Source organism: Microcoleus sp. MOSTC5 (assembly GCF_036701825.1).
GTDB classification, from domain to species: domain Bacteria; phylum Cyanobacteriota; class Cyanobacteriia; order Cyanobacteriales; family Microcoleaceae; genus Microcoleus; species Microcoleus asticus.
In genome coordinates, this window is record NZ_JAUBRK010000067.1 from 1 (window position 1) to 15,194 (window position 15,194).

Consider the following 15,194-nt stretch of genomic DNA (forward strand, 5'->3'; position numbering starts at 1 on the left):
TGCCTATCTTTTTTTAGCACACTTGGGCTCAATCCTTACAAAGTATGGGTTTGGGGCGGGTTGTTACCCCCCCAGGTATTGATATAACAATTGATAAACCTTATCATGATGAAAGCGGCGAGCCTAAAAATTACGAAGTGATTGTCCAAGAAAATCAGCGCCATCAACTATTTTTAGAAAAAGGATGGATAGTCATTAGATTTGCTGAGGAGCAAGTAGTCTGTTGGCCACAAAGCTGTTGTCGGGTAATAGCCGAAGTAATCAATCAAATAATAGGTACACCAATTTCCGATGAATTGACAACTGTAGAAACTTTACGACCTATCCAGCAATGGAATGAATTTGAAGCACGACACATGGCACAGGAGCGCTATAGAGATAATTATTTAATTTAGCGATAGCCCTTTTTTTGACCGCAGATGAAGGCAGATGAACACGGATGAACGCGGATGAAGAAGAAAGCGATCGCACCCCAAATAGAAGGAGGCAATAATGTTTGTGTTAAACCTATCAGCAGAAAATTGGGTTGGCAACCAGGAGGAAGGTGATTTAATAGAAAGTCCTACTTGGAGTCAAATAGAACAAGCCATTCGCGAGTTAGATGGGAAAAGTAAAACTTTAGTTACCTTGGGTGCAGATGACGAGTGTTATATGAGCATTGGTGGCGGCGAATCCGGCAAATATATTGTTAACATAACTTTTGATAACGTTAGCTTCCATAATTTAGTAGATCCCTCAAAACCAGATGCAATAGAAAAGCTAGTTGTCGGCGGACAAGAAGGTAATTATTCTGCCAGGATGTGTGTAATTTTAGAGACGGCACTGTTGGCCGCTCAAACATTTATAGTATCAGGAGAACTTCAAAGATCACTGTCTTGGGAAGAAGAGAAAGAATTAGCGGTGTCATCAAATAATATTTAACACAACATAAGTGAAGTCTGATCGCCCTTTATTCATCCGCGTTCATCCGCGTTTATCAGCCTGCATCTGCGGTCAAAAAAAGAGCGTGAAGCGCAGCTATCCCGCAGAAAATCGCCCTTTTGATAGTATCTGTGCCTGTGGTAAAATAAAACTAGAGTTTTCTCAGCTCAAGGAGATTTTGAGATGATTGCTACTACTTCAAGTTTCGCCGAACAGAGAACACTGCTAGAAAACATTAGCTGGTCAACCTTTGAAACGTTGCTCAAAGAAATAGGCGATAAGCGAGGTTATCGCATAGCTTACGATGAAGGGAAACTGGAAATTATGGCGCCACTATTTGAACATGAGAACTACAAGAGCAATTTCGGTAATTTCATCCTTGCTTTAGCAGAAGAACTCGACATTGAAATTAAAAGTGCTGGCTCAACTACTCTCAAACTCAAAAATGCCAAAAAAGGCATAGAACCAGATAACTGTTATTATATCCAAAATGAAGCAGCAGTTAGAGGCAGGCAAGAACTAGATTTAGAAACTGCCCCACCGCCCGACTTAGCAATTGAAATAGATATTACTAGCAGTTCAGTTGATAAGTTGGCCATTTACTCCGCACTTCGCGTCCCGGAACTCTGGCTATATAACGGGCGAGTTTTGAAAGTTTATCAGTTGGTAGAAACTGAATATATTGAGCGCGACTTTAGTATTGCTTTTCCCTTTGTATCGGTAGCAGAAATGGCTGGGTTTTTCACTCGCACTCAAACGATAGGAGAAATTGCTTTGCTGAAATCCTTTAGAACTGGGGTTAAAGGGAAAATATAAAATTCTCTAGCAAGGTGCGCAGTGCGCACCCTACACAATTAGGTGCTGCGCCCAGGACTATTAAAACTCCCTAATTTCAGGATGGATAAACTGATAACCAGCCGCCTTAATCTTTAGATTCGACACCCTCGCATTATAAGGCCGCACGCTAGGACTTCCATCCCAAGAAACTTTAGGCAAATTGTGAGCTTCAAAAATGCGATCGAGCAATTCACCACTGGATAGCGACACATCCCCGACTAAATTATAAATTCCCTGTAATCGATTTTCCAAAGCAAATGTTAACCCCCCAACAACATCATCGCGATGCACCCAATTAGTAGCATCTTCCCCCCTACCAGGACGAGTGTTCCCAGCCGAACGTCCAAAGATTTTAACTAATTCTCGCCCCGGCCCATAAATTCCTCCCAAACGGAGAATGCAGACGTGAAGATTGGGACTAGATGCTGCTAATAAAATCCGTTCCGTTTCTGCGAGAATTTCACTGTTTGGATTAGCCGGCGCAACGGGTGAATCTTCATTTACCAATTCACCTTGGCGATCGCCATACAAAGAATAAGTACCCGTATAAATAACCTGCTTTACTGTCGGTATCTGCTGTAAAACCGATACTAAAGTTGTCGCAGTCTCTAAATAACTCTCCTGATAAGCCTGAGAATTTGGAGCACCTACGCACAGCATAACAGCATCTTGTTCTTGCAATACAGCCGTCATTGCCTCTTTGTCATTTCCTTTGATCACGGCTACCCGCTGCGCGACACCCTCCAATTCAACTACTCGCGTCGCCGTCGTAGTTGTCGCCGTCACGGTACAATCAGATTTGCCGCGTAAATGTTTGGCTGTCGCAGTACCCACATAGCCGCAGCCGACGATCGCAACTTTCATAAAAAATTCTCCATTGTGTCATCCTCTCTAAAATTATTGCCGGTTTCCGCAGCCCTTGAATGCGAGTGCCGAAATCATTTGGATCTGAGTTTTGTGGTAAAATGCAAAGCGTCGTTATCAATCGGAGTAGCATCATGTCCGAGAGAGATATTTTTGCCACATCCTCAGAAAGCGAACTTTTAGCTTTTTATGGTTCTTTATTTGCGATCGCAGCCGCCGATGGTTCCGTTGATATTGACGAACTAGATTTGTTGTTTAAAACCATAAATTTAGACAAATTTTCTGACTCTTCAAAGGCTCAAATCCAATCCTACACAGCCACTCCCCCTTCACTCAGCGACTGTTTGCAAACACTCAGCCACTCAGAAGAACCGCTGCGTTTGGGAGTCATGTATTTTTTAATTAACATTGCTGGGGCAAATAAGACGCTGTATCCCGGAGAAAGCGAGGCGATCCAATCCGCAAAAAAACTGCTGGCGGTTTCCGACTTGCAAATCCAAGCCATGCAGGAATTCATCGCAGACATGAAACAAATACGGGAGGGCGCGCCTAATAAAAATCAGGCATCAGCATCTTTCAATTCTGCTGTTTCCCAGCTCAAAAATAAGGGCATCCCTCTCGATTTAATTGACCCAAAAAGAACCACGACTAACCTCAGTGATTCTAATATGAAATACTCCGATGAAAGTTTTTGGGTTAAACTTAAAAACTTTGCTTTAACTGCAGGAAGAGAAGTAGTTGAAAAAGCTTTGATTCTCTACTATACGGCTCAGAACCCAAACGTGCCTGCTTGGGCAAAAGGAGTTGTAGTTGGAGCTCTGACTTATTTTATATCTCCTGTCGATGCGATTCCAGATTTATTAGTCGGCATCGGATTTACCGACGATTTGGGAGTTTTGCTGGCGGCAATAGCTACTGTTTCAGTCTATATTAATGCTGATACTAAAGAACAAGCCCAACACAAAATGAAAGATTGGTTTGGCTAATAATATTATGTCCGGTCGCTGGTATTGTTTCCCTCTGCATCGGCATAATACGATCTGAATAATATAGCACTTTTCAATCGGATAAAAGGCACGACACGGCAGTGCCGTGTCCCTACCCAATATCTGTAATTCACCCAACTGAAAACTTGATTATTGTGGATTTTCAGTCTTTAATCGGCTTGCCATCTCGATTGACAATACGGCTTTCACCGTCCTTAGCGGTGACATTTTCATAAACCCCTTCATCCCGCTTCACGTACTTGCTGAAACCCGAACTTTTATAATCGGTGTCGGATGTCGGCTTCATCAACCTCGGAGCGCTCAGCCGCCGGCGTACCGGAGCATCTGCGGGAGTCTCCCCGGGTTCGCACTTAGCCAACTCGCACAGTTGACCCCAAGTCGAAACTTCCAGGTTCATGCTGTGCGAAACTTCTAACTGCTGGTTGTTTTTGGGACAAAAATAATCGTATACAGGCATACTAAGAATCTCGTTTGCAACTACTAAAATTACTAATTGCACGGTAATTGAGAATATTATAGCTCAACATTACTAAAATTTCCAGATAAAAAATCAAACTTTACTATTTTTAACGGTTGTTAAAACCTTAAATCAGCTATATTATTAACCCTGTGTGCTTGCTCCCGGATGCGATCGAGACAAAGCCCAAAAGTACCCTGAAATCCTCTGACTCCATCTAACGATCGCACGATCGAGGGCTAGCAAATGCCCGCAAGACTTCCGTGAATGCCTTCAAAGGATCGATCGTCATTTTCAGACTGTACGCAAATCACAGATTCTAAGTTTCAATTTTATTTATTTACTCACCAGCGAGGATTTACACCGATGAGCGATTTCAAAGTTACGCCAGAAGTAGAGCTGAACACAGCTCAAATGTTGGAGCGATACCAACTGCAAGATGAGACAAATCTGCGGCGTTGGGCCAAACTGCACGGCATCAACAGCACTCGCGGTTTCTTCTATCCCAGCGAAGTAGATTTGATGGATCACGCTCACCACCATATTTACAATTTGGGAATGAGCATTGCTGACTACCAAAGTCTTTTAGACCGGCGCCGCACTAATTCCAAGACATCAGGCGACCAAAATAAAACAGTAGCAAGTCAAGTTGCTGACGAAGCATACGATGCCATAGAAACCCTGACCGAGCAGTATGCTGAAGCTATTGATTTAATGGGAGAACGTATAGCAGACCATTTCATAGATGAACTCGATTTATCTGTGATGCGGCACCTTTCTAAAAAAGTGCAAGACCGCCGCACTCTCAACGGTCAAACTAAAAAGCCTAACCGTTTTCTCCAAGTGATTAAAGCCGTGTTGCAACCGAGCAGCGAAAATACGCTTTTGGTTCCCAAAAAAGAGGATGACTCTAGTTTAGAATTAGAACAGCATCATCGGCTCGGCTAGTAGCCGATTGTTTTGAAAGACTAAGAAACTTTTTGTCAAAATTACTGGTCAAATTTACTGAAAAGCCTGCCCGCTCCCTCCCCTTGTCAAGGGGAGGGAGCAAGAGTCAATTGATTTTAGATTTTAGATTTTAGATTTTAGATTAAAGAATTGAAGCATTGACCCCACAGATAAATTGGGGGGCAAGTTTCATCGGATACAGGTTTTTTATTTCTCCGTCCTGAGTCTGCGAAGGAATGAATCCGGGGGCTTGTATCCTGGATGCTTTCGGTCACATTTTTTATATTATGAAGTGGAATTGAAGAAAATAAATTGAGGTTTCCCAGAAGTCTAAATTACTTTTCAACTGATGTTGGGTTTCGCGACTGATCCCAACTTAATATAACTAGGGACAGATGGCGCGATCGCCAAAATTAGAGATAATATCTGCTGAATTGAACCTGTCAACCTCGCCCAAGGTAAAGAAATGATTAAATCCTGGATGGTAATCGGAGGCGTCGCCTTTGTAGTAGCTTTAGCCGCTAACATAATCGCGCCCAGCGACATCCAATGGTTCAACCGCTTGCAGCGTCCGAGATGGCTAGTATTTGAAAAAGCAATTCCCCTAATTTGGACAGTAATTTTTATTTGTGCCGCTTGGTCAGCAGTAATTGTTTGGGAAAAAGAACCCGGAACTCAGGAGACTTGGCTGAGAATGGGTTTGTACCTGCTTTTAGAAATAGTGACTATTTCTTACACGCCCGTTATGTGCAAATTGCGTAGCCTAAAAGTCGGCACAATAATCGGCGGAACGGGCGCTATTTTAAGCGTAATACTAGCTTTAATTGTGTTGCAAGTTTCGGAGCCCGCAGCCCTGTTATTGCTGCCTTACATACTTTGGAGTCCGATCGGCACTTACACCACTTGGGCAATGATGCACCTAAATCCGGCGGATGTTTAGGCTGTGGAATTAGTCATTTTAATGGGATTGCAAGCATCTGGAAAAAGCACATTTTTCCGCGACTATTTAGCTGCCACGCACGTTTGGGTCAGCAAAGATTTAATGCGAAACAATAGAAATAAATCGCGCCGACAAATTCAATTAATTGAAAATGCACTGCAAGCAGGTCATTCAGTCGCAGTTGACAACACCAATCCCGAAGTTCTCGATCGCAGGCCGCTAATTGATATCGGTCGCACCTATAATGCCCAAATCATCGGTTACTACTTTGAATCAATAGTCAGCGAATGTTTAGCTCGAAATCAAAAGCGATCGGGCAAATCTCAAGTTCCAGACATAGCAATTTATGCTACTCTAAAAAAAATGGTATTGCCCAGTTATGCCGAAGGGTTTGAACGGCTGTTTTCCGCCCGCATAGCAGAAAACTTTACCTTTGAAGTAAAAACCTGGCCCGCAGAGGAACTTATTCATGGACAATCAGACATTTGAAAAAAAAATGCGCGAGCTTGAATATTTTCACAGCTTGCGTTTATTGCCGGGAACTCACACAGTAATTCGCGCCGACGGTCGCAGTTTTTCCAAATTTACTTCCTCAAGTTTTGATAAGCCTTTCGACTTAAAATTCCACGAATTAATGGTGGAAACTGCCAAAGCACTCCTGTCAGAACTAGACGGCATTTACGCTTATACCGAAAGTGACGAAATCTCAGTTTTGTTTCCTCCAGATTGGGATTTATTTGACCGCAGCTTAGAAAAAATTGTCTCTATTTCTGCCAGTATTGCCAGTGCAACTTTCACTCGCGCCGCCCAAACAGCAGTCAATTTTGACAGCCGCATTTGTTCCGCAGCCAACAAATCGCAAGTAGTAGATTATTTTCTATGGCGCCAAGCAGATGCAGCGCGCTGCGCTTTGAATGGCTGGAGTTATTGGATGCTGCGAAAAAATGGCGAAACGGGTGAAAATGCAGCAGTTATATTAGAGAAACAATCAGTGGCTTTCAAAAATGAATTGCTGTTTCAAAACGGAATTAACTTTAACGAACTGCCGGCTTGGCAGCGCCGGGGAACGGGATTGTATTGGGAAAAATACGATAAACCAGGTTATAACCCGCTCGAAGGCAAAGAAGTTATGGCAGTGCGGCGGCGACTCAAAGTCGATGAAGAGCTGCCCGTGAAAGATGAATACAAAGAATTTATTTACCAATTTTTAAATGTTGGCGATTAACTATTAAGGATATCTTGTCAAATCCGGTGGCAATTGATGAATTCTTAGCCGGTTTTAACCGAATGCAAGCTGTGAGACGGGGGTTTAAACCCCCCGCCCAATGTTGAGCAAGCGAGTTAGCCTATTTTCGGTAGTATCTAGCTGCAACGCAGGTTTTAGCCAGCAAAGACTTGATGCGAAATAATTGTACAGTTGCACAACTGGAAGCTTATGATATCGGTAACCCAATCTGCATGAACCAAGTGTGCTTGTCTATGTAACCGCGTTGAAAATGGATTTTGCCACCAACAACATGAAAGAAGCCACAGCCTTGCAGCGTAAAACTTTTGCCAGTTGGTAGGTTGCCACCAAACTCACCTAGAAATGTGCCGCCACCACTCCACTCGACGATCGCCCACTCGCCATCCTCAAACAAATTCTCAACGTGCGTGTAATTGTCTGGAAAGGCTTGGAAGAAGCTAATAAAACTCTCAAGCAATGCCTCACGGCCGTTTAGAGGATCGCCAAAGGCAACTTGATGGTTCTCTGCATCGTCGTGATAAAGCTCGATCAGGGCGTGAGGGTCACGAGCGTTATAAGCAGAAACCCAGTCTTGGATCACTTGCTTGGGCGTTTTCATTTTTGGTTCCCTAATACAGATAACTAAAGATATTATTTACCAGCTTCTCACCCTCAAATTTACCGACTCGGAGGGCTGCTCGGAGGCTCGGTTTCCGGGGGTTCGGGAGGGGGAGATTCAGCATCCGGAGGATTCAGCGACTCCTCCCAAACTTCGATTTGCGATCGAGCTTGCTCAAAAGCCCGAGTGCCCGAGGGAATTTTCTTCAAAGTCGCGATCGCCCCAGCCAGATCCGACGACGACTGTTCCACACCAAGCGCCAAAATCCGCTGACTCCACTCATCAATCGCCTCACTCGCCTGCCACCGGAGCGAACTCGACTCGGGCACCTCAAGGGCCAGCGCAATAGCCGTTTGCAGAGCCTCCGCAGTCCCCGCTCGGGCGGCCTGACGGGCGTTCTGCAAACCTTGCTCACCCTGAAATTGAGCCTCCCAAGTCCGAATGTTCGATCGAGCTTCCTCATAAAGCACCCGTCCCGATCGAATCCGGCGGGCCATCTCAATTGCCCCCGCCAAATTGCCGCCCGCCGCTAGCTGCTGAGCTCTATCCAAAAACGGCTGGTCAACAAGCCGCTGTCTCCTCTCGATCCAAGCTTGAATTTTGGTTTGAGCTTCCACGTAAAGCGCCCTACCTCTAGCGATCCGAGAAGCTTGAGCAACGGCCGCTTCCAGAGCATTCGGATCGCCCGTACTCGCCAAATCGTTCGCCCTTTGCAAATACGGACTGTCTTCCAGCAGCTCGATTTGACGGCTCAAGCTGCTAATTTGACTGCGAGCTTCCTCAGAGCGGGGATTTGATTGCGGGACTGTTTGCAATTGCGCGATCGCAGCCCTCAAATCCTTGACCCCTCCCGGCGCCGCCAGCCTGCTTGCCAAATCCAAAACTTTCACATCAGACATTTCTTGCTGCCAGCGGCCGACTAAATCTTGAGCTTGTTTGTACAAAGGGCGGCCGGAATTCAAATTTTGAGCAATCTCGATCGCCTTTGAGAAACCCTCAACAGAGCCAGTTGAAGCCTGAGCAGTAGCATTCGCCAACTGGTTAAAATCCTCAACTTGTCCCCTTAAATTTGCAGCGTCGGGAATCTTGCTAGCGATCGCGGTCGCCTGCTGCCAATCGCCTGCCTGCAAGCGTTTTTGGGCGATCTCCATAATTTTCTTGCTAAATTCCGCGATCGCCTTATTGGCAGCTTGATACAAATAACTGTTTTCACCAATTCCCTGAGCCAGCTTAATCGCCGTCACCAGATTGTCGAGACCTCCCTCCGAGGCAGTATTCCGGGCTTTTACCAACTTATTGCCCTCAGCCCGAGTCGTCTGAATTAGCTGAGTCAATTCCTCGTACTTAGCTGATTCCCAGAAAGTATTTCCCAAATCCAAAAGCAAAGTAGCTTGGCGGAAAGCCGGCGCCCACTCTTCCTTACGCAAGTGGTCTTGGGCTGTGCCGTAAATTTTCTCTGCATCGCTCCATATCGACTGCCACTTTTCAATCTGCTTTTCCACCGTCGGGTAAGCGGGAACGTCTTTAGGAACCTTGCGAGCGATCGCAATCGCCTCCTCCAGCTTTCCTTCTTGGAAACTAACATTTCCCAACCTGACAATATCCTCTGACCACCGATCGATTTGACCGTTAATTCTCGGCCGCAGCGGATGGTCTTGTGGCAAAGCATTCACTAATTCGATCGCTAACAGCAAATCATCCGCCGTCCGCTTGCTTGCTGCTTCTTGAGCGCAAAAAAAGCGATCGTTAGCAGAAGCCGTCGGCCAAAAAATCTTTGAGCAATTCGACTGCGAGGTCAGGTTGAGCAAAGACGCAAGTGCCACAAACCCCATACCCACCGACACGATCGAACTCACAGCCAGCCAAAACTGCCACTTATTCGACCACCTCCGCCACAACTGATTGGGTTCCCCCAGCGGCTGCGAGTTTTCCCCAGACAAATTCGGCGGTAGTTCCAAATGCCCTCCCGGCAGTTTTCCCGAAGTAACCAACTCTCGGAGCTCTTTAAGTCGTTCAGCCCGGTTTTTCCTTGCTGGTACCCGCACCAGCGACGAAGAATCCTTTGTTGACTCCAAGGATTCTGATGCAGACCAACGGCCTGGTGTTTTGCGCTCTTGACTCATATCCTCACCACAAACAACAACCAGCCTGTCTTAATTATTTCAAAACAGCGATCGCTGCTATTGACTGCTCTATAGAATGTATTCATCACTTTTCAATACTCCTGCAGGCGAAAGACTACAAGAGGCGATCGCCAAACCGCAAAAATCAAAATTTTGTGATTAGGTAATTGATAAGGGGTAATTGGCAATTGGTCAAGGCCTTTATCCCTAACTCGCACTCATGATTGCCAATTACCAATTATTATCTCAAGAACCGGAGTTCGATCGCAAATCGCCAATCAGTTCCGCAAGCTGATCGCTGCTAGCTTGGTAAACCTCGTTGCAGAAATGGCACGTAGCCTCAGCCCCGCCATCTTTTTCAATCATGTCTTGCAGTTCCGCTTCGCCCAACATTTTCAAAGCTCCCAAAACTCGATCGAACGAACAGCCACAGTGAAAGCGCACCATCTGAGTTTCCGGGAAAATTTCCAGGCCCATATCTCCCAATAACTCTTCAAGAATCTCGTGCAGCGTTTTGCCCGATCGCAGCAGCGGCGTAAAGCCCGACAGTGCAGCAACTCTAGATTCTAAAGTTTGCACGAGGTTTTCGTCCGTTGCCGCCTTCGGCAGAACCTGCAACAGCACACCCCCAGACGCTTGTACCCCGTCCGCCCCCACAAACACCCCCAAAACCAGAGCCGAAGGCGTCTGCTCCGAGGTTGCCAAATAGTGAGTCAGATCGTCGCCTATTTCGCCGGAAACCAATTCTACCGTACTTGAGTAAGGGAAGCCGTATCCAACGTCCCGCACCACGTACAAATAACCGTCACCTATTGCCCCGCCGACATCGAGTTTGCCTTTAGCATTCGGCGGCAATTCCACTCCGGGATTGTCCACATAACCTCGAACCGTTCCATCCAGTCCCGCATCAATCAGAAGTCCGCCCAGCGGCCCATCTCCTTTGATGCGAATATTGACTCTCGATTCGGGTCGCTTCATGCTGGAGGCGAGTAACAGCCCCGCCGACATCGTGCGGCCGAGGGCGGCTGTAGCCACGTAGGAGAGCTTGTGCCGCCGTCTTGCTTCTTCGGTGAGGCGGGTGGAAATGACGCCTACAGCGCGAATTCCGCCCTCTGCGGCTGTAGCGCGAATTAATTGATCGGCCATGAAAAACCTTACTTTGTCTTTTGATACCTTCTTGAACTATTTTAGAAGTTCTTGAAAATTGTGGCAGCAGATAGCAGCAGTTGACTCGGCAGGCCTGGAAGTGCGATCGAACTTCAGAACTCGCCTCTGTTTTCTATTTAACCTCGATTAACTGACTATTTCTTAACTAATATTCTGCGGATTTTTTTAATTTAACTATTTATTTAATCAGCCCCGAATAACGAGTGCATTTTTTTTACACAAGCCAGCTTTTTCTCAGTCATTTTATAAAAACTAACAACTAATGACTAAAGCTTATCTTGCCGCTAACCAGACGATTACCAAACCTTTACCTTTGTCGGCTAGAGTGAGCAATGTAGGTTTCAGACCAATGTTTTTTAGCTGGAAATAAGGGATATGCCACCAACATCCAAAGCACTTTTAGCGGAAATCCAGCATGACAGCGGAGCGACTCGGAACTTGCATTTTTATGCCAAGGGCGAAACCATTCCTATGATGTCGCAAGGTATATGGCGAGTTTGTCAAGGTTTAGTACAACTGAGTACCCTTTATCCAACTGGAGAAGAAGGACTTTTGGGTTGGGTTGGGCCTTCGATGTGCTTCGGTTTGTGGTTGACAAGCTTGCAGACTTACCGAGCTACGGCGACATCAGATGTTTATTTGATGTGGTATTCTATGGTGGAAATCGAAGCTTCTCCTCAATTGTCTCACGAGTTGCTGCCTCAAATGGTACGGCGGCTGCGGCAAATGGAAGCAATTTTAGCGATCGCCGGACAGCGGCGAGTAGATGACCGTTTGTATCAGCTACTGCTATTATTGCAACAGGACTTCGGTCAGCCTGTGGTTGAGGGAACTCGTTTGAATATCCGCTTGACACATCAAGATATTGCTAATGCGATTTGCACGACTCGGGTAACAGTAACTCGAATGCTGGGAAAATTGCAGCAGCAAGGCTTAATCAGTCGAGATGGCGATCGGCATTTAATACTTAACAAAGATGTTTTTGCCGCATCGTCTGATTTGTTTGGTTGCAACCCTCAAGCAGTGTAGCAAGCGCAGAAAAAAATCTTATTCTGCTTCGCCAATCAGCGTAAACGCCCCCCAATCTTGAGGATTTGGGTGCATCTTCATTGTCATCAGCATTGCTTGCCGCAAAGCTTGAGCTTTATTCGGGTTTTGCTGTAACTGGCGATAGAATCCTGCCATTAATTCCGCTGTCGAATCATCTGGTACTGACCACAGAGAAACCAGAATACTAGGAACTCCAGCACTAATTAAAGCACGAGATAACCCAACCACGCCATCGCCTGTGAGTTTTCCTCTGCCAGTATTGCAAGCACTTAATACCACTAATTCAGCATTTAATTTTAAATCCAAAATTTCGCTCGAAGTCAGCAATCCGTCATCATTTCCTGATGGAGCTAGGGCGATCGCTCCCGGTAAATCTCGGCTCTTCACTTCATTGAGTAATCCGTGAGTTGCCAGATGAATAATCCGGGCTTTTAGCATCTGTTGAGTAATCGATGCTTTAGTCGCTTGAGAGCCTGTAATCGGTTTAGTATTTAGAAGTTGGGCAATTGTAATTGCTTCCCGTTCGCTGCCCGGTAAGGGATCTAATTGGCGCGGCGGGGTGCCTATTTTGGGCATAATTGGATTGCCGACGACGAGGTTATTTTGGAGAGAAAGTTGTCGGTTTTTTTGCCGTGAGTGGCGGGTGAACTGCAAAATTTGAATGGCGGGAGCAGTGAGGATGGTATGTTTTTCAATCAAATATTGACCTGTCGGATCTTGTAAAGCGACAAAGGGAACTAAAAACAGGGATTGATGGGGAATGAAGATGATAGGAGCATTCGGGTCAGTAGGTAAAATATCGGCAATAGGTTGAATGAGTAGTTGATAACTTTGCTGTAATTTGGGGTAGATTATCCGAGAATTAGCAGTGGTAGAAGCAGGGGAATTAGCTGTTTGTGTATTGGCAGTGTCCCCCAATACACCGAGAGCATCGCGAGTGCCGCGAATCATCTCAGCTAAGGCGGTATCTTGCTCGTTTAATCCTCTCCTCCCGGTAGCAGCAGATACTCTTGTCTCTTCGCTGGCTTCGGGTAGATTGATGTCGAGAGATTTGAGGTCAACGGAGCGAAAGGTAATTTCACCAGTCGGCTTGATGACCCAAATATAGAGGGCTTCATTCCTAATAATGGAATACTCGACGAGGGTAGCGTTTTGCTCTTTAGCGATTTGTTGAATTTGCTGGATATTGGGGGGGTTGATAGTAGTTGGGACAGATGCAGATGGGGCAAGGCGAGATGCCAATAACTCGACAAAAGCTCTGGCTCTACCCCGTTCGGCAATTTCTAAAGCGTCATTAGTTTTTTTCTGAGCAATGAAGACTTCTTGTAAAGTGAGGTAGGGGTTAGTTTGAGTTTCAAAGATTGACACTTTATTGACATCGCCTAATCCAGCACGGAGAGATTCCGAAACTTTAATACTATCAAGTAGGGTTTTCTCTGCTGCTGGGAGATTGCCAGATTTGGAGAGAGCGAATCCTAGATTGTTGAGAGCCGTCTCCTCGCTTTGGCGGTCTTTAATTTCTCGGGCGATCGCCAACCACTGCTGAGCGTAGTCGATCGCTTTGGGGTAGTCTCCGAGGGAAAGGTAAGCAATTCCCAGACTTCCGAGAGCTTTCCCCTCGCTTTCGCGGTCTTTAATTTCTCGGGCGATCGCCAACGACTGCTGTTGGTAGTCGATCGCTTTGGCGTAGTCGCCGAGGGAAAAGTAAGCAATTCCCAGAATTCCCAGAGCCGCCCCCTCGCTTTGGCGGTCTTTAATTTCTCGGGCGATCGCCAACTGCTGCTGAGCGTACTCGATGACTTTGGCGTAGTCGCCGAGGGAAAGGTAAGCAAGTCCCAGATTTCCCAGAGCCCCCCCCTCGCTTCGGCGGTCTTTAATTTCTTGGGCGATCGCCAACCACTGCTGAGCGTACTCGATCGCTTTGGCGTAGTCGCCAAGGTTACGGTAAGCATTTCCCAGATTTCCCAGAGCTGTCCCCTCGCTGTAGCGGTCTTTAATTTCTCGGCCGATCGCCAACTGCTGCTGAGCGTACTCGATGGCTTTGGCGTAGTCGCCGAGGTTACGGTAAGCATTTCCCAGATTTCCCAGAGCTGTCCCCTCACTTTCGCGGTCTTTAATTTCTCGGGCGATCGCCAACCACTGCTGAGCGTAGTCGATCGCTTTGGCGTAGTCGCCGAGAGAATCGTAAGCAATTCCCAGACTTCCCAGAGCTGTCCCCTCGCTTTCGCGGTCTTTAATTTCTCGGGCGATCGCCAACGAATGCTGGGCGTACTCGATCGCTTTGGCGTAGTCGCCGAGGGAATCGTAAGCAATTCCCAGACTTCCCCGAGCCCACCCTTCGCCTTGGCGGTCTTTAATTTCTCGATAAATTATTAGTGCCTGTTGCCAAGACTGCAATGCAGCTTGAAATTGACTAATATCATACTGCTGAATCCCTTCCTTTAACAGTCGGTCTGCTTCGGCTTGCTGAGCTTGGGTTTGAGCCAAGGCCTGAGAATTGATGATTTTAAATTGAGAATTAGGGATAAACCGAAACTCGCCTACAGTCAGCCCCGCTAAGATTGAGATCAGTGCCGACAATCCAATTTTTTGCAGTTTCATAACTTTTGACAGGCCTCTGGTTTGAGCATCCGCTTGACACATCAAGATATTGCTAATGCGATTTGGACGACGCGGTTCTGTTGACTGTTGACTGTTGACTGTTGACTGCAAGATAACGACCTCTAACTGGAAGGAAGAGGATTGGACTAATAAATAGTCTTCTTTTAATTTCTCCCGATCGGGCTTGGGGCTTTAAAGCAATTCTTTCTGGTAACATTAACGCGAATGCTGGGAAAATTGCAGCAGCAAGGCTTAATCGTTCGAGCTCGCCATCTCGGCATTTAATTCTTAACAAAGGTGTTTTTGCGTCCGCCTCCGATTTGTTTGGCTGCAACCCTCCAGCAGTATAGCAAGCGACAGCCATTTGCATCTACATAATGCTGTCTAATATTAAAGCCCAAATCGAATTCTCTGTCTTGATTTTCCTCCCCCTAT

At 46.2% G+C, this 15,194-nt stretch carries 16 protein-coding genes; 10 read left to right on the forward strand and 6 right to left on the reverse strand.

What is annotated here, in order from left to right; all coding sequences use genetic code 11:
* Positions 1–44 precede the first annotated feature (44 nt).
* The 3 genes from QUA54_RS27920 to QUA54_RS27930 all read left to right on the forward strand — a co-directional run bounded on the left by QUA54_RS27920 (position 45) and on the right by QUA54_RS27930 (position 1,737).
* Positions 45–395 (forward strand): hypothetical protein, encoded by a 351-nt coding sequence (locus QUA54_RS27920; protein ID WP_333417578.1) that lies wholly within the window; start codon positions 45–47, stop codon positions 393–395.
* A 97-nt stretch (positions 396–492) separates the two neighbouring features.
* The gene (locus QUA54_RS27925; RefSeq protein WP_333417580.1) at positions 493–921 is read left to right on the forward strand and encodes an Imm1 family immunity protein; all 429 of its coding nucleotides are present in this window, start codon (positions 493–495) and stop codon (positions 919–921) included.
* Between the two features lie 183 nt (positions 922–1,104).
* Positions 1,105–1,737, forward strand: a complete 633-nt coding sequence (locus tag QUA54_RS27930) for a Uma2 family endonuclease (RefSeq protein WP_333417582.1) — start codon at positions 1,105–1,107, stop codon at positions 1,735–1,737.
* Positions 1,738–1,797: 60 nt separating this feature from the next.
* On the opposite strand, the gene QUA54_RS27935 is transcribed toward QUA54_RS27930, so the two are convergent.
* The gene (locus QUA54_RS27935; protein WP_333417584.1) at positions 1,798–2,622 is read right to left on the reverse strand and encodes an NAD-dependent epimerase/dehydratase family protein; all 825 of its coding nucleotides are present in this window, start codon (positions 2,620–2,622) and stop codon (positions 1,798–1,800) included.
* 134 nt (positions 2,623–2,756) lie between these two features.
* Here QUA54_RS27935 and QUA54_RS27940 point away from each other — a divergent pair, with 134 nt between their 5' ends.
* Complete coding sequence (locus QUA54_RS27940) at positions 2,757–3,608, forward strand: YkvA family protein (protein WP_333417586.1); 852 nt, start codon at positions 2,757–2,759, stop codon at positions 3,606–3,608.
* 163 nt (positions 3,609–3,771) lie between these two features.
* Here QUA54_RS27940 and QUA54_RS27945 read toward each other — a convergent pair whose 3' ends face one another.
* Positions 3,772–4,086, reverse strand: a complete 315-nt coding sequence (locus QUA54_RS27945; RefSeq protein WP_333417588.1) for a zinc ribbon domain-containing protein — start codon at positions 4,084–4,086, stop codon at positions 3,772–3,774.
* A 366-nt stretch (positions 4,087–4,452) separates the two neighbouring features.
* Between QUA54_RS27945 and QUA54_RS27950 the strand changes: the two genes are divergently transcribed.
* The 4 genes from QUA54_RS27950 (at position 4,453) to QUA54_RS27965 (ending at position 7,199) form a co-directional block, all read left to right on the forward strand.
* On the forward strand, positions 4,453–5,034 hold the full coding sequence (locus QUA54_RS27950; RefSeq protein WP_172189368.1) for a hypothetical protein: 582 nt from the start codon (positions 4,453–4,455) through the stop codon (positions 5,032–5,034).
* A 466-nt stretch (positions 5,035–5,500) separates the two neighbouring features.
* Positions 5,501–5,974: a TspO/MBR family protein gene (locus tag QUA54_RS27955; RefSeq protein WP_172189366.1), complete on the forward strand. Its 474-nt coding sequence runs from the start codon at positions 5,501–5,503 to the stop codon at positions 5,972–5,974.
* 3 nt (positions 5,975–5,977) lie between these two features.
* The gene (locus tag QUA54_RS27960; RefSeq protein WP_333417590.1) at positions 5,978–6,463 is read left to right on the forward strand and encodes an AAA family ATPase; all 486 of its coding nucleotides are present in this window, start codon (positions 5,978–5,980) and stop codon (positions 6,461–6,463) included.
* Positions 6,444–7,199 (forward strand): tRNA(His) guanylyltransferase Thg1 family protein, encoded by a 756-nt coding sequence (locus QUA54_RS27965; protein WP_333417592.1) that lies wholly within the window; start codon positions 6,444–6,446, stop codon positions 7,197–7,199. Before QUA54_RS27960 ends, QUA54_RS27965 begins: the two co-directional genes overlap by 20 nt.
* Positions 7,200–7,407: 208 nt before the next feature.
* Here QUA54_RS27965 and QUA54_RS27970 read toward each other — a convergent pair whose 3' ends face one another.
* The 3 genes from QUA54_RS27970 to hslO form a co-directional block, all read right to left on the reverse strand.
* Positions 7,408–7,818 carry an ester cyclase gene (locus QUA54_RS27970; protein WP_333417594.1) on the reverse strand — a complete coding sequence of 137 codons (411 nt, stop codon included), beginning with the start codon at positions 7,816–7,818 and terminating at the stop codon, positions 7,408–7,410.
* A gap of 59 nt (positions 7,819–7,877) precedes the next feature.
* Positions 7,878–9,941 carry a hypothetical protein gene (locus tag QUA54_RS27975; RefSeq protein ID WP_333417596.1) on the reverse strand — a complete coding sequence of 688 codons (2,064 nt, stop codon included), beginning with the start codon at positions 9,939–9,941 and terminating at the stop codon, positions 7,878–7,880.
* A gap of 246 nt (positions 9,942–10,187) precedes the next feature.
* The gene (hslO, locus tag QUA54_RS27980) at positions 10,188–11,087 is read right to left on the reverse strand and encodes an Hsp33 family molecular chaperone HslO (protein WP_333184605.1); all 900 of its coding nucleotides are present in this window, start codon (positions 11,085–11,087) and stop codon (positions 10,188–10,190) included.
* Positions 11,088–11,483: 396 nt separating this feature from the next.
* Between hslO and QUA54_RS27985 the strand changes: the two genes are divergently transcribed.
* Positions 11,484–12,137 carry a Crp/Fnr family transcriptional regulator gene (locus tag QUA54_RS27985; protein WP_333417598.1) on the forward strand — a complete coding sequence of 218 codons (654 nt, stop codon included), beginning with the start codon at positions 11,484–11,486 and terminating at the stop codon, positions 12,135–12,137.
* An 18-nt stretch (positions 12,138–12,155) separates the two neighbouring features.
* Here QUA54_RS27985 and QUA54_RS27990 read toward each other — a convergent pair whose 3' ends face one another.
* Positions 12,156–14,870 (reverse strand): CHAT domain-containing protein, encoded by a 2,715-nt coding sequence (locus tag QUA54_RS27990; protein ID WP_333417600.1) that lies wholly within the window; start codon positions 14,868–14,870, stop codon positions 12,156–12,158.
* Positions 14,871–14,984: 114 nt separating this feature from the next.
* Here QUA54_RS27990 and QUA54_RS27995 point away from each other — a divergent pair, with 114 nt between their 5' ends.
* Entirely contained in the window at positions 14,985–15,044 is a 60-nt protein-coding gene (locus QUA54_RS27995; RefSeq protein ID WP_246276836.1) for a hypothetical protein, read from the forward strand.
* The last annotated feature ends 150 nt before the right edge of the window (positions 15,045–15,194 follow it).

Bases quoted from the DNA above. Each gene is read 5' to 3' on its own strand.
- QUA54_RS27930 (WP_333417582.1), top strand. From the start codon at position 1,105: ATGATTGCTACTACTTCAAGTTTCGCCGAACAGAGAACACTGCTAGAA.
- QUA54_RS27985 (WP_333417598.1), top strand. From the start codon at position 11,484: ATGCCACCAACATCCAAAGCACTTTTAGCGGAAATCCAGCATGACAGC.
- QUA54_RS27975 (WP_333417596.1), bottom strand. From the start codon at position 9,941: ATGAGTCAAGAGCGCAAAACACCAGGCCGTTGGTCTGCATCAGAATCC.
- QUA54_RS27940 (WP_333417586.1), top strand. From the start codon at position 2,757: ATGTCCGAGAGAGATATTTTTGCCACATCCTCAGAAAGCGAACTTTTA.
- QUA54_RS27920 (WP_333417578.1), top strand. From the start codon at position 45: ATGGGTTTGGGGCGGGTTGTTACCCCCCCAGGTATTGATATAACAATT.
- QUA54_RS27955 (WP_172189366.1), top strand. From the start codon at position 5,501: ATGATTAAATCCTGGATGGTAATCGGAGGCGTCGCCTTTGTAGTAGCT.
- QUA54_RS27965 (WP_333417592.1), top strand. From the start codon at position 6,444: ATGGACAATCAGACATTTGAAAAAAAAATGCGCGAGCTTGAATATTTT.
- QUA54_RS27950 (WP_172189368.1), top strand. From the start codon at position 4,453: ATGAGCGATTTCAAAGTTACGCCAGAAGTAGAGCTGAACACAGCTCAA.
- QUA54_RS27970 (WP_333417594.1), bottom strand. From the start codon at position 7,818: ATGAAAACGCCCAAGCAAGTGATCCAAGACTGGGTTTCTGCTTATAAC.
- hslO (WP_333184605.1), bottom strand. From the start codon at position 11,087: ATGGCCGATCAATTAATTCGCGCTACAGCCGCAGAGGGCGGAATTCGC.
- QUA54_RS27935 (WP_333417584.1), bottom strand. From the start codon at position 2,622: ATGAAAGTTGCGATCGTCGGCTGCGGCTATGTGGGTACTGCGACAGCC.
- QUA54_RS27945 (WP_333417588.1), bottom strand. From the start codon at position 4,086: ATGCCTGTATACGATTATTTTTGTCCCAAAAACAACCAGCAGTTAGAA.
- QUA54_RS27925 (WP_333417580.1), top strand. From the start codon at position 493: ATGTTTGTGTTAAACCTATCAGCAGAAAATTGGGTTGGCAACCAGGAG.